Here is a 23,954-nt window from a genome sequence, read left to right as displayed (position 1 = left end):
GCGTGTCCTGGGTGTCCGCCGGCCGCCGTGGGCGTTACGTGACTCGTTGTGATGTCGTTTGCATGGATGACATGTTGCTTGACGGGAAAGCCCAGCTCGGGTCAGCTCGTCGGGCGGCCGGGGGGCCGCGGAGGGGGTCCGATGTTCATCGTCAGGAAGGGCGAAATGCCGCCGTGGTCTCGTCGGTTCAAGGAAGCGGCGTCGCGCCTGCTGGAGCGCCACGGCGGGACCCCGTTCGAGCTGCGCTTCTGGGGCGGCGAGCGGCTGCGCTTCGGCGCGGGCGCGCCCGAGTTCGCCGTGACGTTCAGGACGCGTCGGTCGCTCTGCGAGGCGGCGCTCCGGGGCACGCTCGGCCTCGGTGAGGCGTATGTCCGGCGCGAGGTCACGTTCGAGGGAGATCTCGAGGACTCGCTCGCCGGGCTGTTCCAGCTCGCGCGGTCCGTGGAGGCGCGCCTGCCGCGCCTCGTGCCCGCGTCGTCGTCGTTCGACCGCGGCCTCTCGGGCGTGCTCGACGCGCTCCGGCTCGGGCTGCTCTCCGGGGCGGCGAAGCGCGAGAGGCTCGCCGTCGAGCGTCACTATGGGCTGGGCAACGACTTTTACCCTCTTTACCTGGACAGGCGCCTCCAGACGTCGTGCGGCTACTTCAGCGCTCCGGGCGAGACGCTCGACGACGCGCAGGCGCACAAGATCTCCCTCGTCGCGCGGAAGCTCGCGCTCCGGCGCGGGCAGCGGCTCGTGGATCTCGGCTGCGGATGGGGGCACCTCATGTTCCACGCCGCGGAGGCGTACGGGGTGCAGTGCCTCGGTATCACCCTCTGCGAGAACCAGGCGAGGTACATCCGCGAGCAGGCGGCGGCGCGGCGGCTCCCGGTCGAGGTCCGCGTGATGAGCTGCGACGAGCTCGAGGACGAGCCGCGGTGGGATCGGCTCGTCTCCCTGGGCTCGATGTGCCACGCCGGCGAGCGCCGGATCGAGGTGTTCTATGACAGGGTGAAGGCGCTGCTCGCCCCGGGCGGCGTGTGCCTGCTCGAGAGCGTCACGAGAGAGCAGGAGTCGTCGCGGACTGACCCCTTCCTGCAAAAGCACATCTTCCCGGGGTACTGGCCTCCTTCGCTCCAGGGGATGGCGACGCGCGCCTCGGCGCGCGGCCTCGACGTGCTCGACGCGGAGAACCTGCGGCGCCACTCCGCGCTCACGGCGCGCTGCTGGCGCCGTAACTTCCTGGAGAACAGGGAGAAGATCGAGCGGGTCACCGGCTTCGACGGCGCCTTCATGAGGACGTGGGAGTTCTATCTCGCGTGCGCGGCCGCCGCGTTCCGCAGCGGGCACCTCGGCGCCATCCAGATGGTGCTGGCGAACGGGGCTCCACGCGACTACCCCCTCGCACGCGAGCCCCTGTATGCCACGGAGGAGCACTCGTTGCGGGAACGCGCGCCGATCGTCCCGACCGTGCAGCTCAGTTCGTGGGGGGCGGCGCTGCCGTCCTGATCTGTCGGGCGCGCCCGCGCGCCCCACGCGCGCCGGTGGGGCGCGCGTCCATCGCGCGGAAGAGCTTGTTAAGCCCGCGCGGCCAGCTATCAGCTAAGGATGAGCGAAAGGCTTGCGGCCAGCGCCCGTCGCGGCGCCGCGCCCTCGTGGTCCGTGTCGCGCCCTCGCTCCGCGGCGCGCCTGGTCTGCGCCGCCGCGGGGCTCGTCGCGCTCTGTCTCCTGCTCGCGTCGTGTACCCAGGTCCGCTACATCGCGCAGGCGAGCGTCGGCCAGCTCTCGATGGCCTGGCGCGCCGAGTCGCTCGAGGACGCCGCCTTCGACGCCCGCAAGCCGTGGCGGACGCGCGCGCTGCTGCGCGAGGTCCCGCACATCAAGCGCTTCGGGGAGCGCCACGGGCTGACCCCGACCGGCAATTACAGGACGTATGTCGAGCTCGATCGCCCAGCCGCTGTCTGGGTGGTGAGCGCGTGTGAGCCGCTGCGGTTCCGCTCGAAGACGTGGAGTTTTCCTATCGTGGGTACGGTCCCCTACATGGGGTGGTTCGATCTCAAGGATGCCAAGGCGTTCGCGGCGCCGCTGAAGGCGGCCGGCTGGGACGTCGACGTGCGTCCGGCGGGCGCCTACTCGACGCTCGGCTGGCTCGAGGATCCGGTCCTGTCCACGATGATCTCGGACGGGGACGAGGCGCTCGGCGATCTCGCCAACGTGGTGCTCCACGAGTCGCTGCACGCGACGCTGTACGTGAAGGGGCAGACGCGGTTGAACGAGAGCCTCGCGAGCTTCGTCGGGGACGAGCTCACCAAGCATTACCTGGACGAGCGGGTGGGCCCCTTCTCCGCGGAGAAGACGGCCTACATGAGGGAGCTGGAGAGGAGCGAGGTGCGGACGCGCGCGCTGCACGCGGCCTACGTCCACCTCAATCGGCTGTATGCGTCCCCGGCGCCCGACGCCGAGAAGCGGGCGGAGAAGGACGCGGTGCTCGCCCGGCTCAAGGCCGACATCGGGGCGCGGCGTCCGATCAACAACGCGTCGCTCGTGCAGTTCCGCGTCTACAACTCGGGGACTCCGGAGCTCCGGGCGCTGCTCGCGACCTGCGGTGGCAGCTGGCCGAGGTTCCTGGGCGCGTTGCGGAGGCTTGAACGCCACAAGTTCTCCGCGCCCCAAGAGAACATCGCCCGGGTGGTCGAGCCGCTCATCGAGGCCGGCTGCAGGTAGTCCAGCGAGCTGCGCTGTGCGCCGCGAGCTGCGCTATGTGCCGTGCGCTGCGCCATGTGCCGTGCGCTGCGCCGATGTGCGGTGAGCTGCGCGCCGCGCTGCGTATTGCGGGCTGCACCGCGTAGCGCGCTGCGCCTTTGGCGGGGAGTACGCCGTCGAGATACGACGCAAAGCGTCGATGGCAGTCGTCCTGTCCTGGTGCACTTCTTCGCTTCCACGGTGCAACGCGGGGCGTCCAGCGGCTCGGTGATGAACATATTCATGTCCAGGTAGTATTTGCGTTCTGGATCTGAACCCATCCCTGGATCGGACCAGTCCCTGCGGAAATGTATGACCGGCCCTGGCCTCCTGGGTCGCGCGCTCGCCTCGTGAGGGAGGGTTTCAGCGGCAATTTTGGCTGCTGGGCGCCAGGACCGCGGCTCCTTCGCCGTTGGCCCGCCGGTTGCTCTATGTATCCACCAGATGTCGCCCCTGCTCGTCGTCCTGTTTCAATGGACACTCGAAGGGGGGGACCCCTGGCATGACCTTCGCAATGCTGCCCCGGTCTTCGGGGGAGACGCCAAGCGAGGTGATCGGCGGCGCTAGCCGAGCGATCGCGACCCCGCCGTCACCCGGATGCCATGGCCCTTGCGGTATCGGGCTCCTTGATTGACTTGTCGCCGGGTGCCGGCGGAGAGCTTCGGTTCACGTGACGACAGACGCCTTACGAGGCGATTAAGGAGGGATGGCGCGAGGCACGCGCGACGCGCGTCGCCAATTGAGTTGGCTTAGCATGACCAGCTTGTCAGACCTCGGTCTGAGCTTTTCTTATCTGTTGTGCCGCTCTCGATGTTGACCCTGCTTCCCGCTTCGCTTCAGCTTCTCCCCTGCTTTGCTTGAGCTTGCTCGTTCGGTTCCGGTTTCCGCTTTGCACTTCGCTTCAGCTTCATCTTTCGGATTGACTGGCTTCTCGGATTATCTTAATCTTCCGCCCGTCTTCGCTTTGTCTTCGCTCTTTACTTGATTGCGCTTCGTATTGCTTTCCTGACTTCTCTCTTCTGACTTCTGATCTCTTCTGATCGTGGGCCTCTCCAGGACTCCGGTGGACTCCCCTCCACCGGCGCTCCTGTGCGGTCCCGGTGGGTCCGCGAAAGCGGGCCTCAGGCCGGCGGGTTCTTCCCGACCGGCCTTTCTTTTTTTGTGCGCACGAGCGCTTCCCTGGCGCGCCCTCGACGCCGTGAAGCTCGCTGTTGGCTGCGTCTCGGGCCTGAGCGCGGTTGTCCGCGGCCGACGTCAGAGTCTGAGCGCGGTCAGCGGCCGTCGTCGCCGGGTGTGTGCCTGGGGTGGACGGTGGCAGAGACGATCTTCCACTCGCCGTCGATCTTCTCGAGCCGCAGCACCACGGGCAGCTCGTCGCGCCGGACCTCGTGCCCATGCCGGGCGCCCGTGACCGTCGCGGTGGCGGTCACCTCCGCCGTCATGCCGGCCGGGTCGACCTGGATCTCCGTGCCACCCAGGCTCACCTCCGCGGTCTGATAGACGACCGCCGCCTGGGTCGCCGCATTCGCGAGCTCGTCGCGGCCGCGGAGGCTGTCGCCGATCTCGGCGATGCGGGCGCTCGCCTCCTTCGCGAAGATCTCGGCGAACTCACCGCGAATGCGGCCGTGGCGCACCAGCGGATTCCGCTCGCCGTCGTCGATGCGCACCGCGTTCTCGAGCTGGGTGAGCCGGTCGCGGATCCGCTCCTCCTCGGAGGGCGACAGCAGCAGCGCCGCCGCGCCGAGGACGGCGCCGGCGGCGATGAGCCCGAGCGGGATCCAGCGTTTCATCCTGCAAGTATAGGCGAAGGCGCCGCGCGAGCGCGCGAAACCGCAGCGGCCGGTGTCGGTCACCTTGCCGATGATCGCCGCGTCGAGCTCCCACTTCGTGCAGATCTCGATGACGCGCGCCTCGCACCCGGGCTTCGCGACGAGCAGCATGCGCTCCTGCGACTCGCTCAGCAGCATCTCGTACGGCGTGAGCCGGGCGCGCCCATCGTGAAGACGCCGCGCAGGATGCCGCCGACGCCGGTGGCCGCGCCCTGGTAGGGCTCGATGTACGACGGGTGGGCCCCGCTCGGGTTCGCTCTAGGCGTCGCGCTTCACGAGCAGCGCCGTCAGGTCGTCGATCTGCTTGGCCGAGCCGGCGAAGCGGCGCACCTCGGCGAGGAGCGCGCCCAGGATGTCGGACGTGGGGCGCGCGTGCAGGCGGTGGATGAGGTCGCCGACGCGCTCCTTGCCGAACACCTGCCCGGCGGCGTCCTGGTACTCGTAGAAGCCGTCCGTCAGCAGCACGAGGAGATCACCCGGGGCCATCACGAGGGGCGGCATCGGGGGCAGGTCGAGATCCTTGAACATGCCGAGCGGGACGGTCGACGGATCGCGCCACACGACCTGGCCTTCGGCCGCCCGGTAGTGGAGCAGCGGCCCCTGCCCGGCCGCGTGGAAGCGGAGCTGGTGCGTCGTCGGGTCGAGGATGCCGAGGAACGCCGTGATGAAGCGGTCGTTCGGCAGGTCCTCGATGAGCTGCTGGTTCACGTGGTGCATGAGCGCGTCCATGTCGGCCGAGAGGCGCAGGCCGATGCGGAGCATCGCGCGGAACTGGGTCACGCTGAGGGCGGGGCCGATGCCGTGGCCGGCCGCGTCGGCGAGCAGCAGGAGCATCGGCGACATGTCCACGCGCTCGTCGAGCCGGATGACGTCGTAGATGTCGCCGCCCGTGTCGTCCGCCGGCTTGCTGAACGCCGACAGCGAGTAGCCGGGGCAGCGCGGCAGCCGCCGCAGCAGGATGTTCTGCTGGATGTCGCGCGCGATGGTGAGATCGTGCTCGAGCTTCAGCTTGATCATGCGCTCCTCGAGCAGGAGCGTGCGCTGCACGGCGACGGCCGCCTGCGCCGCGAGCAGCTCCGCCACGTCGCGCTCGTCCGGGCCGAAGTGGTCCGCCTTCGAATTCAGCATCTGGAGCACGCCGACGAGCTTGTCGTCGAGCCCGATGAGCGGCACCGTGATGAGGGATTTGGTGTGATACCCCGTCCGGCGGTCGATCTCCTGATTGAACCGCGGGTCGGAATAGCAGTCGTCGACGAGGATGGTCTGGCGCTTGCGCGCGCACTCCCCGGCGATGCCCTTGTCGATGCTGACGCGGATCTGGGCCTCGCCCGTGGCGACACGGGAGTAAAGCTCCTTGGCCTCCTCGTCGTAGAGGAAGACGCTCCCGCGGTCGGCGCCTATCACCTCCCGCCCCGTCTTGATGATGAGCTCGAGCAGCTCCGTGAGATCACACGGCGCCGCGAGCTTGCGCGAGACGTCCAGGATCAGGATGAGCGACGACGCATCGATCAGGGAGGGAGTGCCGGCGCGCATGCGGCCGGAGAGTTTGGGCTACGTGGAAATAGGGGTCAAGACATGGTCTCGCCCCGGGTGCTCGAGACGCCGTCGTCGCCAGCGCGTGCCCCGGCGCGCGCCGGCGTTCCTGGCCGTTCCTGGCCTCGGCGCGGCCCAATTTTCGAGCGACGACGGCCGCGAGCGCCCCGGCGACGCTGCGAGATCGCCGTCGATGCCGCCGGCGCGGGGCTCGGGGCGGTGGTGGAGGTCGGCGCTACCACCTCGGCCCTACCTGTCCTAGAACACGCGACGCACTCTCCTTGAAAGCGAGCTCTTCGATGAACCGCCTCCGCCTCGTCGCCCTCGTCCCGGCCGCTGCCCTGGTCGTGGCGGCCTGCGACGCGCCGCCCGCGCCCGCCGGCGCGGCGCCCGACGCCTCGCCCTCCGCCGCGCCGGCCCAGCCGCAGCCGGTCGACGCGACGCCGCAGCCGGCCGACGCGCCGCCGCAGGCGAGCGCCCCCGCGGCGGCCGCCGGCCCGGGCGCTCCGACGACGGACGCGGGGGCGCCGGCCGACGCGGGCGTGCCGGCGGAGGACGCGGGCCGGAAGCGCGAGGACGCGGGCGCCGCGGCGGCGGCGCGCGACGCGGGGACGCCCGCCGGCGACGCGGCGGCGCGCGACGCGGGCGGAGGGCGCGCCGAGGCGCCGGCGGCGACCTCCGCGCCCGCGCCCGGCACGGCGGCGCCGCCCGCGGTGCCGCCCGCCGAGGTGGGATCCGCGGATGCCGTCGCGGCCGAGGTCGACGCGATCTTCGTGGGCAAGAATACATATTCCGCCCGCTTCAAGCAGGAGCACACGCAGAAGGTCTCGGGGGCCGTCAAGAAGCAGAGCGGTACGCTGTCGGTCCAGAAGCCGGACAGGATCTCGTTTCGCTACGATCCGCCGAACCAGAACCGCATCGTCTCCGACGGCGTGTCGCTCAAGGTCTACGTCGCCGAGGACCGGCAGATGTTCGTCACGCCGGTGCAGAACTCGGAGTATCCGGGCGCCCTCTCGTTCCTCATGGGCCACGGGCTCCGCCCGTCGTTCACGTTCACCTTCAACGACAAGGCGAAGTTCGAGGGCGGCCCCGTGCTCGTCGGCAAGCCGCGGGCGCCGACTCCCCACTACGACTTCGTGATGTTCTATATCGACAAGGCGCTCCTCGCGAAGAAGGACCCTGGCGTCGTGCGCCGCGTCCTCATCGTCGACGCGCAGGGCAACCGGAACCGGTTCGACTTCGAGAACGCGTCGCAGCCCGCGTCGATCGATCCGGCGGAGTTCCAGTTCACGGCGCCGCCCGGCACCGACGTCAAGCAGAACTGACAGAACTGATGACCCCGCGCCTCTCGCTCTCGGAGCTCTTTCCCGACATCCATCCGGAATGGATCCTCGCCGAGGATGGCGATCTCATCGTCGTCGACAAGCCGGCTGGCCTGTCGACGCACGCGCCGGAGGCGGAGCGGATCGACGACATGGTGACGCGCCTCCGCGCCTTCCTCCGCGGCCGGGGCGACGCGGAGGCGTACCTCGGGATCCACCAGCGGCTCGATCGCGACACGTCGGGCGTCCTCCTGTTCACGCGGCGGCGTGAGGCGAACGCGGCCGTCGCGCGGCAGTTCGAGGGGCGCACGGTGCAGAAGACGTACGTCGCCGCGGTCTCCGGCTTCGGCGATCGCCCGCCGCGCGGCACCCTGCGGCACCGCCTCGTCCCGGCGCCGGGAGGTGCGATGCGCGCGCTCGCCGAGACCGGCGGGGCGCGAGAGGAACGGGCCGCGAGGCGGGAGGAGCGGGCCGCGAAGCGAGAGGATCGGGCCGCGGGGCGAGAGGATCGGGCCGCGAAGCGAGAGGATCGGCCCGCAGGGAGAGAGGATCGGGCCGCGAGCGGCGTGCTGGCGATCACCCGCTACCGCCTCCTCGAGCGCCGCGGCGACCGCGCCCTGCTCGAGCTCCGGCCCGAGACAGGCCGCACGCATCAGCTGCGGGTGCAGCTCGCGGCGATCGGCCTCCCCATCGCCGGCGATCCGCTCTACGGCGGCCCCGAGGCCCCGCGCCTGCTCCTGCACGCCGTCGAGCTCCGCCTCGATCACCCGGCCACGGGCGCGGCCGCGGCCTTCCGCTCGCGGCTGCCCGCAGTCTTCGAGGCGTGGCTCGCGGCCGCGCCGGCGGACCCGTACGCGGGCGGCGTCGCGGCCGTCGAGCGCGCCATGCGCGAGGCCGCCGAGCGGCGGTACGGGATCGCGCGCGCCGGCGACACCACGGCGCTCCGGCTCGTCCATGGCGCGGGCGACGGCCTCCCCTCCGTCTCCGTCGACCTGTACCGCGAGCACCTCGTCGTGTCGCTGTTCGGCGCGGGCGACGGCGAGCCGGGCGCGCCGCCGCGGGACCTCGTGCTCGACGCGGCCCACCGGCTCGGGGCGAAGGGCGTCTACCTCAAGGCGCGCCCGAAGCACGCGAGCGTCATCGTCGACGCGCGGCGCGAGGAGTTCGCGCCGCGGCACGCCGTCCGGGGGGAGGACGCCCCGGAGGAGTTCACCGTCCTCGAGCACGGCTTGCCGTTCAAGGTGCGGCTCGGCGACGGGCTCTCGACCGGCATCTTCCTCGACCAGCGCGAGAACCGGCGGCGGGTGCGGGAGCTGGCCCGGGGGGCCCGGGTGCTGAACCTGTTCGCCTACACGGGGGCGTTCACCGTGGCGGCCGTGGCGGGCGGCGCGCGCGAGAGCGTGACGGTCGACGTGTCCCGGGGCGTGGTCGCCTGGGCGCGCGACAACCTCGCCGCGATCGGCGCGGACCCGGCGGCGCACGTCGTTGTCGAGGCCGACGTGTTCCCGTGGCTGAAGGCCGCCGCCCAGTCCGACCGGCGCTTCGACCTCGTCGTGCTCGATCCGCCGAGCTTCGCGACAACGAAGAAGAGCCGCTTCAGCGCTGCGAGCGATTTCGGCGCGCTCGCAGCGCTCGCCTTCCGCGTGCTCGCCCCGGGCGGCAGGCTGCTCGCCTGCACCAACCACCGCGGCATCGCGCGCGCCAGGTTCCGGCGCCATTTGCACGAGGCCGCGCGTGAAGCAGGATGCGACGTCGTGCAGATGAAAGATCTCCCCGATCCCGTCGATTTTCCCAGCGAACCAGGCGCGGAGTCCCACCTGAAGAGCGTCCTCGCCAGCGTGGCCGCGCCGCCCGCGCGGGCCCGAGAGGGCGCGCCGTCCGTCAAGGCCACGCCGCCCGCGAAGGCAGCGAAGGCCTCGCCGTTCGCGAAGGCAGGCAAGGCCTCGCCGTTCGCGAAGGCAGGCAAGGCCGCGCCCGCCCGGGGCGCGCGCCGAGGGCCCGCCGCGCCGGCCCGGACGACCCGCCGAGGTGCGCGATGAGCCAGCGGCGCCTGCTCATCACGATCAGCTCGTACAGCTACCTCGAGCCTGCCTTCCTGGCCGCGGGCGACTTCGAGCGCGGCCTCGTCGAGCGCAAGAGCTTCCCCGACGGCGAGCGCTACCTGCGCGTCGCGGTCGACTGCTGGGGGCGCGACGTGGTCCTGCTCGGCGGCGCCCCTCGGGACCTCGACTGGCTGGAGATCTACGACCTCGGCTGCGCCATCTCGCGCGCGGGCGCGCGGTCGCTCTCCATCGTGATGCCTTATTTCGGCTACGCGACCATGGAGAGGGCCGTGAAGCCGGGCGAGGTGGTGACCGCGAAGACGCGGGCGCGGCTCATCTCGGCGATCCCCTCGTGCGACGCGGGCACGCGCATCTTCCTCTTCGATCTGCACACCGATGGCATCGAGTTCTACTTCAGCGACTCGCACGTGACGCGCCACCTCTACGGCGCTCCGCTCATCACGCAGGCGATCCGCGAGCTGATGGGCGATCGCCCGTACGTGCTGGCGGCGACGGACGCCGGTCGGGCCAAATGGGTGCAGAGCCTCGCCCGCGGCCTCGGCGTCGAGCCGGCGTTCGTGTACAAGGAGCGGAGAGGCGATGGCGTCGGCGTGACCGGCATCAACGCCGATGTCTCGGGCCGCGAGGTCGTCATCTACGATGACATGGTCCGCACCGGCTCATCGCTCGTCCAGGCGGGGCGCGCCTACCTCGCCGCCGGCGCATCCAAGGTCCACGCCGTCGCGAGCCACCTCGTCTTGCCGGGCGACTCGCTCGAGAAGATCAGGGCGGCTTCCGTGTTCACGACGCTGCTCGGGACCGACTCGCACCCTGGCAGCCAGCAGCTCGCCGACGCGCCCGGCGCCCTGCGCTCGGTGGCGCCGCTGCTGGTGCGCGCGCTCGAGCGGGAGACATAGGGCACCTCCGGCGAGGCCTCTGACGATGCCTCTGACGATGCCTCTGACGATGCCTCTGACGATGCCTCTGACGATGCCTCTGACGATGGACGATCCGAGCTGCCGAGGATGTTCGGACGACGACCGGAGAGAGGGAGAGCGCCGAGCCCGGCGCCGAATTCCCTTGCCGGCGCCGATCGGCGCGTGGATGCTCTCGCGGCGAGCGCGGCTCGCGCAGAAAGGATGAGCGTCGAGGCCATGGACGAGCTGGTACGGCAGGTCGCAGAGAAGGTTGGCATCTCGGAAGACAAGGCCCGCGTGGCCGTGGAGACGGTGGTCGGCTTTCTGAAAGAGAAGCTCCCCGCGCCGCTCGCGGCCCACGTCGAAACCGCGCTCGGCGCGGCGGCCCCCGCCATCGCCAACCTCGACGTCGGCAGCCTCGCAGGCTCGCTCGGCGGCCTTTTCGGCAAGAAGTAGCGGCATCTCCGCCGAGGGCGCCGCCGGAGCGCTCTCGACCGAAGTCCATCTCTCCTCTCCCGATCCTGACCTGGACAACGCCGCCTTCGCGCTTCGGGTGGAGGCGCGCTCATGTCCAGGACGTGCTCGCGCTTCGCTGCCTGGCGCGGCGTGAGCATGCGCCGATCGCGCCCCGGCGCGTCACGGCTCCGTCCTGGTCCGGCGCGCGCTCGACCCGGCGCCGCGACAGCGGCCTCGATCTGGGTTGAGTCTTCGCATCCCCTCGAGCGCGGGCCCTGGGGCGGGCCGTCTCGGGCGCGGCGGCGGGCGACAAGCGTGGAGAACCGCGGGATTCCTGGACGACGCGCGCGCAGCGATGGATAGCGGCTGCACAGGCGGGCTCCGGCACCGGGCTTGCGAGCATCGAAGGCCTGGAGAAGCACCCGCCCACCTCCCTCTTCACGCGGGCGGTCCGCTTCCGCGAGGAGAGGAGCGATATTCCATGGCGTCCGTGATCGGCGGCGAAGCCGCGTTCATCGGGTCCTTGACCGAACTGATCGAGCTCAACTGGTCCACGGTGGACGCGCTCGCAGCAGCGCTCTCGCGGATGAGCCGACCAGGCGACAAGAGCCGGCTCGCGGGCTTCCTTCACGATCACGAGCGTCACCTCGAGGTGCTCGCCGCCCTGGCCCACGAGCTCGGCGAACCGCCGGTGGAGAGCGCCGTCCGACCCAAGCTGAGGAGCAAGGCGCTGACGAACGGGATGGTCGGAGATCGCGCGATCCTCGAGGCGATGAGGCATTACGAGGAGGACAGCTGCGCTGCTTACGAGCGGATGATATCGTTCCGTGAAGGCCTCTCCGAGCGCGCGCGCGACGTCCTCCGGCACTCGCTCGCGGTGGAGCGGCGCCACCGGGACTGGTTCTCCGAGCAGCTCGACTCGCGACAAGGGCTTTTGCTGTTGCCGCTGTAGCGCGCGAGCGCGCTTGGGAAGACGCGGCCCTCTTCCGTCGTCTCGTGTATCATCGCGGCGATGATTCGCCCTTTCGTCCTTGCGTCCCTTGGCGTCGCCCTTCTCCTGCTCGGCTGCGACGAGCCCCCGAAGCCCGTCGCGGGTGCGGCCTCGGCCGCGCCTTCCGCTGCGAAGCCCGCCGACGCGCCTCCCGCCGCGAGCCCCGCGGCCACGGCCAGCGCGCCGCCGAAGAAGCAAGAGGTGGTGTGCACGAAGAGCGATCCGGTGACCTTCTCTCATCCGGCGCTCGAGGCCAGGGTGCGGCAGCAGCTCCAGAAGCCCGAGGGGCCGATCAAGCGCGCCGAGCTCAAGAACATCAAGACCATGAACCTGTCGGACGCCCAGGGGCTCGACGAGCTCGATCCGTGCCTCTTCCCCGAGCTCACGGGCGTCAAAGGGCTCTACCTGCCGCCGGGCAAGATCGACGACCTCCGCCCGATCAAGGGCCTGCTCCGGCTGGAGTCGCTGCGCGTCTCGGCGACCCTGGTCAAGGACCTCTCGCCGCTCTCGGGCCTGGTCAAGCTCGACCGGCTCGACATCGGCCGCACGCCCGTCGCCGACCTCTCGCCGCTCGCCGGCCTCACCAGCCTCACCGAGCTCCAGCTCGATGAGACCGAGGTGACCGACGTGAGCCCGCTCGCCGGCCTGAAGAAGCTCGAGATGCTCCAGATGAAGCGGACGCGGGTGAGCGACGTGTCGCCGCTCCGGGAGCTCAAGAGCCTGAAGAACGTCTACCTCGAGGGCTCGCGGGTCGAGGACGCGAGCCCGCTCCGGTCGATCCCCGGGATCAAGATCCACGAAGGCTGAGGCGGCCGGCCCTCGCGCCGCCGCGTGCGGGCCGCGCGGAGCGCCGTCGCCTGCGGGCCGCGCCGAGCGCCGCCATCGCGAAGAGGCCGAGCTGCCAGTCCGACCCAGCGGAGCCCTCGGCGCCCGCGCCGGCTGCGCCGCACTCGCAGCGCAGCTGCCCGTGAACGCCGAGGTTCGTGCCGGGCGCGCCCTCCTCCACGCCTCCCGTGGCTGGAGCGCCCCCGGAGCCGGCCTCGCCAGCCCCGCCGGCGCCCGCGCCGCCGCCTTCGCCCGGCAGCGGCGGCGTGTCGATGACGTGGAGCGCCGGCCCGGAGCCCCGCACCAGGAACGGGCGCGGCCGCAGCGCCGGCCCGAGCGGCAACGCAGCGAGCCTCGCGGCCGGCCACACGACGGCCTCGCCCGGATCGAGATGCCACGCGCCCGCCACCTCGGCATCCGGCACGGCCCGCCGCTCCGCGCCGTCGATCAGCCAGAGGGAGGCCGCGCCGTCGTCGCCGCGCACGAGCAGCGGCGACGAGGGGAACACGTCGCCCTCCGGCAGCGCCTGGAGCGCAGCGTCCGGCGCGATGGCGACGTCCCAGAACCGCGAGAACCCCCAGGCGTCCAGCGCGCCGTCGCTGCCGAGCGGCCGCCTCACGCCGGAGGGCAGATCGAGCGGGCACTCGAGGGGCCTCGGGCTCCCCTCGAGCTCCACCTCCTCGCCGCTCGATCCGTCGACCCCGTAGGCGTGGACCGCGTGCTCGCCCCCGAGCAGGCTGAGCGGCATCGGCGCCTCGAAGCCGTGCGCGCACGAGCCGAGCGGCTCGCAGAGATCGTCGCGGCGCACGTCCGCGGGGAAGCTGTAGCCCTCCGCGCCCTCCTCGGTCGCGGGGACGTCGAAGTAGAGCCGCGCGTCGCCGGGCGCGCTCTCCGCGTCCGGGTCGCGGGTCCATCCCGCGAACCCGCTGCAGCCGGCTGTCTCGAGGGCGCCCTCGGGGGGCTCGTTGAGCAGCGCCTCGTACGAGGCGACGAGCGATGTGTAGGGCGGCACGTAGACCACGCCGACGCCGCTCACGGACTGCCGCACGTTGAAGTGCAGGTGAATGGTCGTCGGCGTGCTCCCGTAGACGTTGGACACCCGCCCGATGCGCTCTCCCCGCGACACGTCCTGGCCGGGCGAGACCTGGACGTCCGACATGTGCAGGTAGTCGTAGCGAGTCCCGTCCTCGCCGGTCAGGTAGACAGAGTAGCCGCCGACGCTCGTGATGGTGCCATCCACCACCGCGACGACCCAGTGTCTCCCCGCCTCGCATGTCGCCGGCCGGATGTCCTGACCCTGGTGCCCTGTGCCGGAGGGGCAGAGGGGCATCTCCCACGAGCGCGACTCGCAGTAGTTGTCGCGCCACGGATAGGCGTAGTTGTCCGTATCGCACTGTCCACCGGCCGGCCCCGCGCTCCCGCCTTTGCTGTAGACCTGGGAGTTGGCGAACGCCGGGCCCTCCTCGAGCGGAAAGCGCATGGAGGGCGCATACACGATGTCGTCGGCGCGCCCCTCTCCCGAGCCTGAGAGGAGCTCGCCGGCCGGACGGTACGAGAACGGATCGGCCGCGGCGGCGCGCGGCGGGAGCGCGACCGCGAGCGCGAGCGTGGCTGTCGCGACCAGCGAGGCGAGCGCGGCGGGGCGGAGGCGCGGCGGGCGGGGCGGGCGGGGCGGGCGGGGCGGCGCGATCATGGCATGTCTCCCGCGGCCCTGGGCTCGTCGCCGCCCACATAGACGAGCTCCGAGGCGAGCTCGAGGACGAGCGCGTCCGAGGCGCAGGCCGGCGCCTCCGGGGACGCGCACTCGACGTCGAGCGCGTACGACACGCCGTTCTCGGTCCACGACGCGCTCCAGATACCCTCGTTCGCGGTGACGAACGCCGGCGCCCCGCGCACGGCGCGGGGCCCCCGGAACGGTGGAATGCTTGGATACTTGCGCGAGAGGCGGCTCATCGTGAGCGAGACGGTGATCGCGTCCGTCTTTGCCCAGAACGAGGTCCAGTGCTCCCTGGCGACGAGGACCGGCGCCGCGAGGAGCTCGCGCCGCGATGGCACGAGCACCGGGACCCGCGAGGCCATTGCGGCGCGGGCCGCCGTCTCCGGGAGCGCCGCGAGCGCGCTCCGGTCGACCGAGGCGGAAGGGGGCCACGTAACGGCGGAGATCACCGGGGTTGCCGCCGCGGACAGCGGCTGGGCGGCCGCTGGATCGGGCGGCGTCTCGGCGGGAGGCGCGGCCTGGTCGCACGCGGCGACCGCAACAGAGAGGAGGATAACAACAGCAGTGGGCGCGCCGCGCATGAGGCCTCGCGGAAGGGGACCCTCTATTCTAGTCGAAAATCGGCAGGCCTGGCCAAGAGGTGGTGGGGGGCGCAAGATGTCGTCGGGATGTGACCGGGACGACTTCACGCTTTGCGTGGTGACGCCCTGGAGAACCGTCCGAGGAGGCCTCGGATCGGCGTCCCCCCATTCAGCCGCCGCGCGCCATCGCCAGCATGTCGTCCAAAAGGAGCTTGAGGTGCGGGCACTTGTCGTAAGCGACGCCGGGATCGAGCGTCCGGAACAGGTTGGTGCCGTCGATCACTTTCTTGTATCCCCTCTTCAGCTTCTGGCGATAGAGGCGATCGAGGAGCTTCGCGGGCGGCATGTCGAAGTTGACGGTCTCCGGCTGCGCGCACTTGCCCGGGAGCGCGCCGCGCACCTCCGCTGGAAGAATGGAGGGACTGGACAGTAGCCATGCCTCCGTCTCGTGCACCGCAAAATGCTGACGGTACCTTGGATTCTGCACCTTGCTCTCGATATCCTTCTTGAACCATGCGTATCGCTCGTGCACGGTGGCGCTGTCCGAAGGATAGATGGTCGGGCCGTACAGATCGAGCACGCCGACGGCTCCCACGACACCCGTGCCCGCTTTGCCGGTCAAGTTCAGCTCCACCTTCTTGGCGATCTCGTCATAGAAATTGGGCCAGCCGTCGAAGCGAACAGTCTTGATGCCGATGGGCTGCGGCGCCCGCTGGTCGAGCCACCGCTTCAGGAATTCAGGTAACGCCTTCTCGGTGTGGCCCTCGACGAAGAGGACGATCTTCATACCATCCCCTCGAGCTCTCTCGAGCGGAACAGCGCGCCCAGCGTGTATTGCTCGAGCCACCTGCGGAGCTCATCCCCATCGACGATCGATAGACGTGTCTCACCGTCCTGCCAGCGCGCCACCGTGGTCACTGGAGGCTCCCCGGCGAACGCATCCAGGAGCTGGTCGGAGTGCGTGGTCAAGACGACTTGGGAACGCTCTGCCGCGTCGGCGGCGAGCTCCGCCACGATGGGCAGCATGCTCGGGTGGAGACCGACCTCCGGCTCGTCGATCGCGATGAAATCGGCGGGGCTGGGGCTCGCGAGGATGGCGAGCAGAAGGAGAAAGCGGACCGTGCCGTCCGACAGATCTGCGGCCGACTGCTCTGTTCGCAGAGACCTCCACCGGACACGGAGCTGTACCCGCTGGTCCGCGGCCGGCGGGAAGACGAGCTCCTCGTAATCCTGGCCGAACGCGGCGCGCATCGCGTCATCCACCACCCTCTTGAAATCGCGGCTCCCCGTGTAGAGCGTGTGGAGCACCGGGATGAGGTTCTGCCCGTCCGCGGCGATACGGCGGTCCATCCTCGCCACGGCGGCCTGCCTGAGCGGCGCCTGCTGATCGACGTGCACGTCGTGGTAAATCGACCAGCCCGATAACACGTCGCGGAACCCCAGCACCTGCGCGTTCCCGAACGGTCCTGCCAAGAGTGACAGCAGCGTCTGGTCGTCGGGCACGCTTCCATCGTGCGCAGCCAGCTTGCGCTCCCGAGCATCGAACATCACCGCGTGGCCAGGACGCCTCTCGAGGAATTTCTTCGGTTCAGCCTTCTGGCCAATGTCCTTGAGATGATAGTTCGCTAGCTGCTCATGCTCGATCCTGTACGCGCTCGTCCCACCGAGCCTCCGGAGGCGCAGCTCGTACGTCAGCGCCTCCTTGACGCGGTCTCGTGCTTCGCCGAGCGGGTCCGTCTTCACCGTCCAGGAGATCTCCTGCGCCGTGCCGTCCCAGAGGAGAGGACCGATGCCACCCCACCTCAGTACCTCCTGAGGCAACTCGCCCAGCGCGCTTCTCTGGAGCACCGCGAGCGCACGAAGCAAGTTGGACTTGCCAGAACCATTGGGACCGATGACGACGTTCAGCCGGCCAGGCTGCCATGTCACGTCACGCAATGAGCGGAATCCAGCGATGCTCAGCTTCTGGATACCCACGGCTCGATCCTTTCTGTGAATTCGCCATGCCGGGCGCGCTGGTCTGCGGGACAGGAGCTACCGCCGGCGCCATCATCGAAGAGGTCGGCGTGTTCGCGCTCGTTGTAACATCGCACCCTGGAGCCCGGCCAGCGCTGGGCCCTCGCTGCCGGCTGTTAGCGCCTCAGAGCGTTGTCCCGCCCGCCGCGCGCGCGAGCGCCTGGTCGATCGCCCCCGGGCTGAACCCGACGAGGATCTGCCCCCGCACGTCGATGATCGGGATGCTGCCGCCGCGCTGGTGGCTCTTCGCGAGCTTGTCCTGCATCTCCGCGGCCGCGCCCGCGTCCTCCTCGATGTCCTTCACCACCGCGGCGATCCCCTTCGAGCGCAGGTAGTCCGCGGCCTGGTGGCACGGCTTGCACCACGAGGCGCCGTAGATGATCACCGTGACCCCCGCGAGGTGGCTCGGCGCGCCCGGCGCGCCGGCGCCCGCAGAGCCGCCGGGGCCTGGCGTCGCCGCGGGCGGCGGCGCCGTCTTCGCGATGTGCTCGGCGCGCCGCTTCTCCAGCAGCGACTCCCATTCCCTCCGCGGCATCGTCCGGACCGCATACGTGCCGTCCGGCCGCTTCTGCGTCAGATCGGCGACGTAGAACGCGTCCCGCGTCCCCTCCGTCCGGTCCGAGAGCATGGCGCGCACGAGCGCGCGGCCCTCGGCCGGCACGTCGGCCGGGTGGAGCTCGACGTGCGTGTCGCCCTTCTCGTCGATCCACGTCAGCATCAGGTTCGCCGTGTCGTCGCGGAGCTCGAGCGGCGGCAGCTCGGCGACGGCCTGCGCGGGCGCGGTGCCGTCGTCGCGCTTCTCCTTGCACGCCGGGCCGAGCGCCGCCGCGGCGAGCGCGAGCAGCACCCCCGCGATCCGCGCCCCCCGCGCGCCCCCCGCCCGCCGCTTCACGCCTCGCCTCCCGCCGTCGTCGCCGAGGCCCCGAGCTCCTCGCTGAGCGCCATCCACTCCGCCATCGCCGCGTCGACGCGCTTCGCGAGCGCCTGCTCCTCGCGCGCCGCCGCCGCGAGCTTCGCCCAGTCGCCGCCCGGGTCCTGCTTGAGCGCCTCGCGCATCTCCGCGAGCCGCGACTCGCCCGCCGCGATCTCCGCCTCCAGCTCCTTGACGCGCTTGCGCTTGCGCTCCGCCGCCCGCGCCGCCGCCTTGTCGCTCTCGAACGCCCGCCGGCGCGCCGCCGCGTCGCCCGCGCCCGCGTCGTCCGGCGGCGGCATCGTCGCGCCGCTCCGCCGCACCGCGCGGCCAGACGCCTTCGCGCCCCGGTCCGCCGCCTCCGCCTTCGGCTCCTCGCGCGGCGGCGGCGCGCTCGCCGCCTTCCGCGCTCCGCGCGCGCCCTTCGCCCTCTCGCCCTCCTCGCGCGCGCGCTCCGCCTCCTCCGCCTCGGCCGCGAGCTTCTCGAGGTTGTCGCGGTAGTCGCGGAAGCCGCCGGGGTAGATGTCCACGCGCCCCTCGCGCACCGCGACGACGCGCGTCGTCACCGCCTCGAGGAACCTGCGGTCGTGCGAGACGAGCAGCACCGTGCCCTCGAAGCCCGCGAGCGCCTCCTCGAGGATCTCGGCGGCGGGGATGTCGAGGTGGTTCGTCGGCTCGTCGAGGAAGAGCAGGTTGCGCGGCTCGAGGAGCAGCTTGCCGAGCGCGAGCCGGCTCCGCTCGCCGCCGGAGAAGCCCTGCACCTTCCGGAGCGCGTCGTCGCCGTAGAACCGGAAGCGCGACAGGTACTGGCGTGTCGCGTCGACGTTCATGTCGGCGCGCACGCTGCGGATCTCCTCGACCGCGGTCCTCGACGGGTCGAGCGAGCCGAGGTGCTGGTCGAAATAGCCCTGGCAGAGGTTCGTCCCGCGCCGCACGTCGCCCGCGTCCTCGGGCGCGCCCGCGCCGGCGAGCAGCTTGAGCAGCGTCGATTTGCCCGTCCCGTTGGGCCCCACGATGCCGACGCGGTCGCCGCGCCGCAGAAGGAGGTCCACGCCGGAGAAGAGCGCGCGCCCGCCGCGCGAGGCGCCGAGCCCGCGCGCGTCGAGCACGATGTCCCCGCTGCGCGGCGCGGGCGCGAACCGGAACCGGACCCGCTCGGCGGTCGCCCACACGTCCTCGGGCCGGTCGATCGTCTCGAGCTTCTCGAGCATCTTGCGCCGGCTCTGCGCCTGCTTCGTCTTCTGGCCGGCGATGTTGCGCCGGATGAAGTCCTCGGTCTTGGCGACGAACGCCTCCTGCCGCTCGGCGAGCTCCCGCTCCCGGGCGAGGTCCTCCTCGCGGGCGACGGCGTAGTCGCTGTACCTGAGCGGGTAGGCGCGGAAGCTGCGCTGCCCGAGCTCGAACGTGTGCGGGCAGACGGCGTCGAGGAACGCGCGGTCGTGCGAGACGCAGAGGAGCGCGCCGCCGAGGCCCGCGAGGTGCTTCTCGAGCCAGGTGATGGTCTCGATGTCGAGGTGGTTCGTGGGCTCGTCGAGCAGCAGGAGATCGGGCTCGATGGCGAGCACCACGCCGAGCTGCAGGCGCCCGCGCTCGCCGCCGGACAGGCTCGCGACGGGGCGATCCATGTCGGCGGGCGAGAACCCGAGGTGGGCCGCGATGATCTCCACGCGGCGCTCGAGGTCGTCGCCGCCGGCGATGTGGTAGCGGTCGGTGAGATCGCTGAGGCGGGCGAGATCGGCCTCGCTGCCGCTGGCGGCCGCGTGCTGCGCCGCGGTGAGGGCGTGGCGCAGCTCGAGCACCTCGGAGAACCCGGAGAGGAAGGCGTCGAGCACCGTGCCCTGGGCCGCGAGCTCGTGCGACTGCCGGAAGTACGCGAACCGGATCCCCTTGCGGATCACGACCGAGCCCGTGTCGGGGGTGAGCTCGCGGGCGACGAGGCGGAGCAGCGTCGATTTGCCCGCGCCGTTCGGGGCGACGAGCGCGGCGCGCTGGCCTTGCTCCAGGGAGAAGGTGATGCCCTGGAAGAGCCTGTCCGCGCCGTAACCGAAGCTGAGGTCGGCGACCTGGAGGACCGTCATTGCGGCCGAGTTCTAGCATGTGTCCGGCGCGCGCAAGGGCGCTCGGGGCGCGGGGCCCGAGTTCGCGCGGACAGCGTGGATGACCGTGAGCGCTCGCCGCGCGGGCGACGAAGAGGCGGGGCGCGCCTCGCCCGCCCGGGCGAGCGAGGCGCTCGGGCTCAGGCCTCGGCCATGACCGCCTTCACGGCCGGGCGCTCCATGATGCGGCCGAGCCACCCCTTCAAGTTCTTCAGCTCGGAGATGTCGATCTTGGCCGCCTGAAGGCCCCAGCCGAGCACGGACGCGAGGTCGAGATCCACCAGGGTACAGCGCTCGCCGGTGACGTACTGGCGGCCGTCGAGGCGGCCGTCGAGGATGCGGAGCAGGCCGCGCGTCTCGGTCATCGCCGCCTCGGCCTGCTTCGCGTCCTGCTGCTCCTTGGGGAACCAGTCGCTCGTGTTCTTGATGTAGCGGAACAGGGCGCTGGTCAGGTTGACCTGGCCCCAGACGAGCCACGTCAGGGCCATCAGCTGCTCGGGCGAGCCGGGGGCCGGCCACAGGCCCTTCTCGACGCCGTAACGCTCGCCGAGGGCGATCTGGATCGCCGCCGACTCGAACATCGGGGTGCCGTCGATCACGAGGGTCGGCACCTGGCCATTGGGGTTGAGGGCGAGGAACTCCGGCTTCTTCTGCTCGCCGGCGCGCAGATCGACCCGGACGGCCTCGTGGGGGACACCGAGCTCGGCGAGCGTCAGGCGGATGCGCCCAGCGCTCGATTGGGGGGAGTAATAGAATGTGATGGTCATGGTTCGTCTCCGGCGCCCCTTGTAGTTGATCCGATTCGCCGCCGTCACGCTCATCGTGCATGGGGCCGCCAGGTTTCCTCGGGGCCCCGTCGAAACAGCGGTGTTCCCACTTTGTCATGGGGAGCAAGAAATCGACAGAATCGGGCGGGAAGCGCGGGTGAGCGAGGGGGGCGCTCAGGCGCCGATCGGCGTGAACGCGAAGAGGACAGTCGTCAGGACAACACGAGCGCTTCTTCTCTCCGGCCGTCTTCACGGTTTCACCACGCCCTCTCCGCGCGAAGCACAGATCTCGAATGATCCCACCTGATCCCGGCGCGGTGACATCGTGCGAGTCCTCTTCGGCAGCGCATCCTCGCGATGGTGCCGTATCCTGCTGCGTCGGAGCAGATCTTTCCTGTTGCGGGCGAAGAGGGGAGCGCGCCTCGCTCCCGCGGCACCGTCCTTGCCCGCAGCGGGGGCGCCGCGCCCCGCGCACTGCACTGGAGGCGCGCTCTGGAAGGAAAACACGATGCGCAAAATGCTTCTTCACTTTCACGTCGTTCCGATCCTCCTCGCCCTCGCCGGCGGCTGCTCCGGCGAGAGCAACCAGCAGCCCGACACCGGCGGCACGCAGACGGGCGGCACGCAGACCGGCGGTACGCAGTCGGAGCAGCCGCCGGCGCCGCTCGGGCCCGAGCAGCAGGCGGAGCTCAGCGCGCTGCTCGACGAGAAGGAGTCCTCGGCGAACATGACCGCGGAGGACTTCGCCTCGAGGTACGCCGTCCCCTTCGCCTCGGGCCTGCCCTACGCGCCTGCGGACGCCGAGGGCCTCTCGGTCGTCCAGGGCACCTCGCTCGCCCTCGACCAGGACGAGCTCGCGAAGCTCTCCGCGAACGGCTTCGTCATCTCGGAGAAGAAGACCTTTCCGACCTTCGCTTACGGCTACGCGAGCATCTACGCGCTCGACCTGCCGCTCTACGTCTCCGCCGACTCCATCCTGTACGCGGTCCACCGCTCGTACGACGCGATCCTGAAGGGCGTGGAGCTCGCCGCGCTCGCGCCCGAGCTAGGGGCGATGCTCGAGGAGATGCGCGCGCGGCTCGCCGCAGGGGCCGGCGGCGAGCTCGGCGCCGAGGCGCGCGCCGACGCCGACCTCTTCACGGCCGTGGCGCTCTCGTTGCTGAACGACGCGCCCGTCGCGCCCGTGGCGGGCGCCGACGCCGCGAAGATCGACGAGCTCGTCGCGGGCGCCAAGGCCCACCAGGGCGCGGGCGACGTGCGCCTCTTCGGCTCCGAGCGGATCATGGACTTCTCGCAGTTCGAGCCCCGCGGCCACTACACCGACTCGCCGGCGCTCCAGCGCTACTTCCGCAGCATGATGTGGCTCGGCCGCGTCGACTTCCGCTTCCTCGAGACCCAGCAGGACGGCACGCAGCTGCTGCAGCGGCGGCAGCTCGAGGGCGCCTATGTGCTGCGCGCCCTCGCCGACGAGACGACCCTCGCCCGGTACACGCGCATCGACGACGCGGTCCAGGCCTTCGTCGGCGAGAGCGATTACATGACGCTGCCCGAGCTCGACGTCCTGCTCGCGGACCTCGGCCTCGCCGGCGCCGACGGCCTCGCCGGGCTCCCGGACGAGCAGATCATCGACGTCGTGGTGAAGAAGGGCCACGGGACGCAGCGGATCTCGAGCCACATCATGATCAACGGCCTCGGCAAGGGCACGATGCCCCTCTCGTCGAGCTTCGCGCTGCTCGGCCAGCGGTACGTCGTCGACTCGCACGTCTTCTCGAACGTGGTCTACGACCGGGTGAAGAGCGGCACCGTCAAGCGCATGATGCCGAGCCCGCTCGACGTGGGCTTCGCCGCGCTCGGCAACGATCAGGCGGGCCTGTTGCTCGCGCCCGAGCTCGGGAAGTTCCCCTACGCGCCGGACCTGCACATGATGCGCGTGCTCGTCGACGCGCACCCCGGCGACTTCTGGAGCAAGAACCTCTACAACCACTGGCTCGGCGCGCTGCGGGAGCTGTCGCCGGCGAAGGCGCTCGCCGACGACGCGGGGCTGCCGGCGGTGGCGAAGACCGAGGCGTGGGGCCGGCGCCTCCTGAACACCCAGCTCGCCTCGTGGGCCGAGCTCCGGCACGACACGCTGCTCTACGCCAAGCAGTCGTACACGGGCGGCGCCACGTGCGAGTTCCCGGACGCCTACGTCGACCCGTACCCGGCGTTCTTCGCGCGCATCGCCGATCTGGCCGAGCAGGGCGCCCGCGTGGTCGAGACGCTCGATCTGTCGGGCGGGCCATCGCTGCCGGGCGCGCCGTCGTCGTCGCTGCTGGAGCAGCGGGTGCCGGCGTACTTCGCGCTGCTGCAGCGCGTCGCGCGGACGCTCGGCGAGATGGCCGAGAACGAGCGCGCCGGGGTGCCCCTCACGGCGGAGCACCTCGATTTCATCAACCAGGCCGTCCGGATCCAGAGCGGCTGCGGCTCGGACGTGGGGGCGGATGGCTGGTACGCCGAGCTCTTCTTCGACATGTCCCAGACCGTGATCCAGGACCCGACGATCGCCGACGTGCACACGCAGCCGACCGACGAGGGCGGGGCGCCGGTCGGGCGCGTGCTGCACGTGGGCACCGGCCTGCCGCGGCTCATGGTCGTCACCGCCGATCCCTGCGGCACGCCGCGCGCCTTCGTGGGGCTCGCCTCCTCGTACTTCGAGAAGATCACCGGGGACTTCCAGCGCATGACCGACGAGGCGTGGGCCGGCGAGCTCCACCAGGCGACGCCTGACGACGTCGCCTGGATGAAGGACCTCGTCTCCCGCTGACCTCGCGTTCAGGGCTCGCGGCCGCAGGATCGAGCCCTGAGGTCTGTGCCGTGCTGTGCCGGCCAACGCGCCCATGTGTCTGTGGGATCACGCCCGGCCCGTTCCACGACAGCCTCCGGTTTGAGCTCAACTTTGCCGGCGGCTCCGGCCAGGGTGGTAGGGTTCTTTGGCCGAAAGTGGGATCTTTTGAACCGCCAAGACGCCAGAAGACGCCAAGAAAAACACAAAAGTCTTGGCGTCTTCTGGCGTCTTGGCGGTTCCAGCATTCTGGCCGGGTGGGGTAACTACCCCGGCCACCCCGGACAGCCTCTGGTTTGAGTTTCAACTCTCCCGGCGGCTCCGGACAGCCTCCGGTTTGAGTTTCAACTCTGCCCGGCGGCTCCGGACAGCCTCCGGTTTGAGTTTCAACTCTGCCCGGCGGCTCCGGA

The 23,954-nt window shown here is 70.9% G+C and carries 18 protein-coding genes and 1 pseudogene; 9 read left to right on the top strand and 10 right to left on the bottom strand.

Features of this window, described 5'->3' with window-relative positions; all coding sequences use genetic code 11:
* Window positions 1-141 precede the first annotated feature (141 nt).
* The gene (locus tag WMF44_RS34850) at window positions 142-1,488 is read left to right on the top strand and encodes a class I SAM-dependent methyltransferase (protein ID WP_437294356.1); all 1,347 of its coding nucleotides are present in this window, start codon (window positions 142-144) and stop codon (window positions 1,486-1,488) included.
* Between the two features lie 99 nt (window positions 1,489-1,587).
* Entirely contained in the window at window positions 1,588-2,703 is a 1,116-nt protein-coding gene (locus WMF44_RS34845) for an aminopeptidase (protein ID WP_437294355.1), read from the top strand.
* Between the two features lie 1,289 nt (window positions 2,704-3,992).
* Here the strand turns inward: WMF44_RS34845 and WMF44_RS34840 are convergent.
* The 3 genes and pseudogenes from WMF44_RS34840 to WMF44_RS34830 form a co-directional block, all read right to left on the bottom strand.
* A complete protein-coding gene (locus WMF44_RS34840; protein ID WP_437301649.1) occupies window positions 3,993-4,511 on the bottom strand; it encodes a nuclear transport factor 2 family protein in 519 nt (172 codons plus the stop codon).
* Window positions 4,512-4,556: 45 nt separating this feature from the next.
* Window positions 4,557-4,703, bottom strand: a pseudogene (locus WMF44_RS34835) (AIR synthase-related protein); the annotation flags it as partial.
* 105 nt (window positions 4,704-4,808) lie between these two features.
* Window positions 4,809-6,083, bottom strand: a complete 1,275-nt coding sequence (locus WMF44_RS34830; protein ID WP_437294354.1) for a SpoIIE family protein phosphatase — start codon at window positions 6,081-6,083, stop codon at window positions 4,809-4,811.
* A 299-nt stretch (window positions 6,084-6,382) separates the two neighbouring features.
* Between WMF44_RS34830 and WMF44_RS34825 the strand changes: the two genes are divergently transcribed.
* From WMF44_RS34825 to WMF44_RS34800, 6 genes are all read left to right on the top strand, one after another.
* A complete protein-coding gene (locus WMF44_RS34825) occupies window positions 6,383-7,408 on the top strand; it encodes a LolA family protein (RefSeq protein WP_437294353.1) in 1,026 nt (341 codons plus the stop codon).
* Window positions 7,409-7,416: 8 nt separating this feature from the next.
* Complete coding sequence (locus tag WMF44_RS34820; RefSeq protein WP_437294352.1) at window positions 7,417-9,444, top strand: class I SAM-dependent methyltransferase; 2,028 nt, start codon at window positions 7,417-7,419, stop codon at window positions 9,442-9,444.
* Window positions 9,441-10,364, top strand: coding sequence for a ribose-phosphate diphosphokinase (gene prs, locus WMF44_RS34815; protein WP_437294351.1), 924 nt, complete (start codon window positions 9,441-9,443; stop codon window positions 10,362-10,364). Before WMF44_RS34820 ends, prs begins: the two co-directional genes overlap by 4 nt.
* 237 nt (window positions 10,365-10,601) lie before the next feature.
* Window positions 10,602-10,820: a hypothetical protein gene (locus WMF44_RS34810; protein WP_044969688.1), complete on the top strand. Its 219-nt coding sequence runs from the start codon at window positions 10,602-10,604 to the stop codon at window positions 10,818-10,820.
* A 481-nt stretch (window positions 10,821-11,301) separates the two neighbouring features.
* Entirely contained in the window at window positions 11,302-11,772 is a 471-nt protein-coding gene (locus WMF44_RS34805; protein ID WP_012239155.1) for a ferritin-like domain-containing protein, read from the top strand.
* Between the two features lie 60 nt (window positions 11,773-11,832).
* Window positions 11,833-12,618 carry a leucine-rich repeat domain-containing protein gene (locus WMF44_RS34800; RefSeq protein WP_012239154.1) on the top strand — a complete coding sequence of 262 codons (786 nt, stop codon included), beginning with the start codon at window positions 11,833-11,835 and terminating at the stop codon, window positions 12,616-12,618.
* Here the strand turns inward: WMF44_RS34800 and WMF44_RS34795 are convergent.
* From WMF44_RS34795 to WMF44_RS34765, 7 genes are all read right to left on the bottom strand, one after another.
* Window positions 12,599-14,329, bottom strand: coding sequence for a M23 family metallopeptidase (locus tag WMF44_RS34795; protein WP_437294350.1), 1,731 nt, complete (start codon window positions 14,327-14,329; stop codon window positions 12,599-12,601). The genes WMF44_RS34800 and WMF44_RS34795 overlap by 20 nt on opposite strands.
* Window positions 14,326-14,802 (bottom strand): hypothetical protein, encoded by a 477-nt coding sequence (locus tag WMF44_RS34790; RefSeq protein ID WP_437294349.1) that lies wholly within the window; start codon window positions 14,800-14,802, stop codon window positions 14,326-14,328. Before WMF44_RS34790 ends, WMF44_RS34795 begins: the two co-directional genes overlap by 4 nt.
* Window positions 14,803-15,103: 301 nt before the next feature.
* Complete coding sequence (locus WMF44_RS34785) at window positions 15,104-15,721, bottom strand: DUF4276 family protein (RefSeq protein ID WP_437294348.1); 618 nt, start codon at window positions 15,719-15,721, stop codon at window positions 15,104-15,106.
* Complete coding sequence (locus WMF44_RS34780) at window positions 15,718-16,911, bottom strand: AAA family ATPase (RefSeq protein ID WP_437294347.1); 1,194 nt, start codon at window positions 16,909-16,911, stop codon at window positions 15,718-15,720. The genes WMF44_RS34785 and WMF44_RS34780 overlap by 4 nt, the downstream gene beginning before the upstream one ends.
* A 163-nt stretch (window positions 16,912-17,074) precedes the next feature.
* Window positions 17,075-17,842: a glutaredoxin domain-containing protein gene (locus WMF44_RS34775; RefSeq protein WP_437294346.1), complete on the bottom strand. Its 768-nt coding sequence runs from the start codon at window positions 17,840-17,842 to the stop codon at window positions 17,075-17,077.
* Window positions 17,839-19,938: an ABC-F family ATP-binding cassette domain-containing protein gene (locus WMF44_RS34770; RefSeq protein ID WP_437294345.1), complete on the bottom strand. Its 2,100-nt coding sequence runs from the start codon at window positions 19,936-19,938 to the stop codon at window positions 17,839-17,841. Before WMF44_RS34770 ends, WMF44_RS34775 begins: the two co-directional genes overlap by 4 nt.
* Window positions 19,939-20,096: 158 nt before the next feature.
* Window positions 20,097-20,723: a glutathione S-transferase family protein gene (locus WMF44_RS34765; protein ID WP_437294344.1), complete on the bottom strand. Its 627-nt coding sequence runs from the start codon at window positions 20,721-20,723 to the stop codon at window positions 20,097-20,099.
* Between the two features lie 508 nt (window positions 20,724-21,231).
* On the opposite strand from WMF44_RS34765, the gene WMF44_RS34760 reads away from it, so the two are divergent.
* Window positions 21,232-23,526 (top strand): DUF3160 domain-containing protein, encoded by a 2,295-nt coding sequence (locus WMF44_RS34760; protein ID WP_437294343.1) that lies wholly within the window; start codon window positions 21,232-21,234, stop codon window positions 23,524-23,526.
* Window positions 23,527-23,954 lie beyond the last annotated feature (428 nt).

Source organism: Sorangium sp. So ce426 (genome assembly GCF_051475585.1).
Lineage (GTDB): Bacteria > Myxococcota_A > Polyangia > Polyangiales > Polyangiaceae > Sorangium > Sorangium cellulosum_B.
Note: the sequence above shows the minus strand (reverse complement) of the source record. Positions and strands in the feature narration are given on the sequence as shown.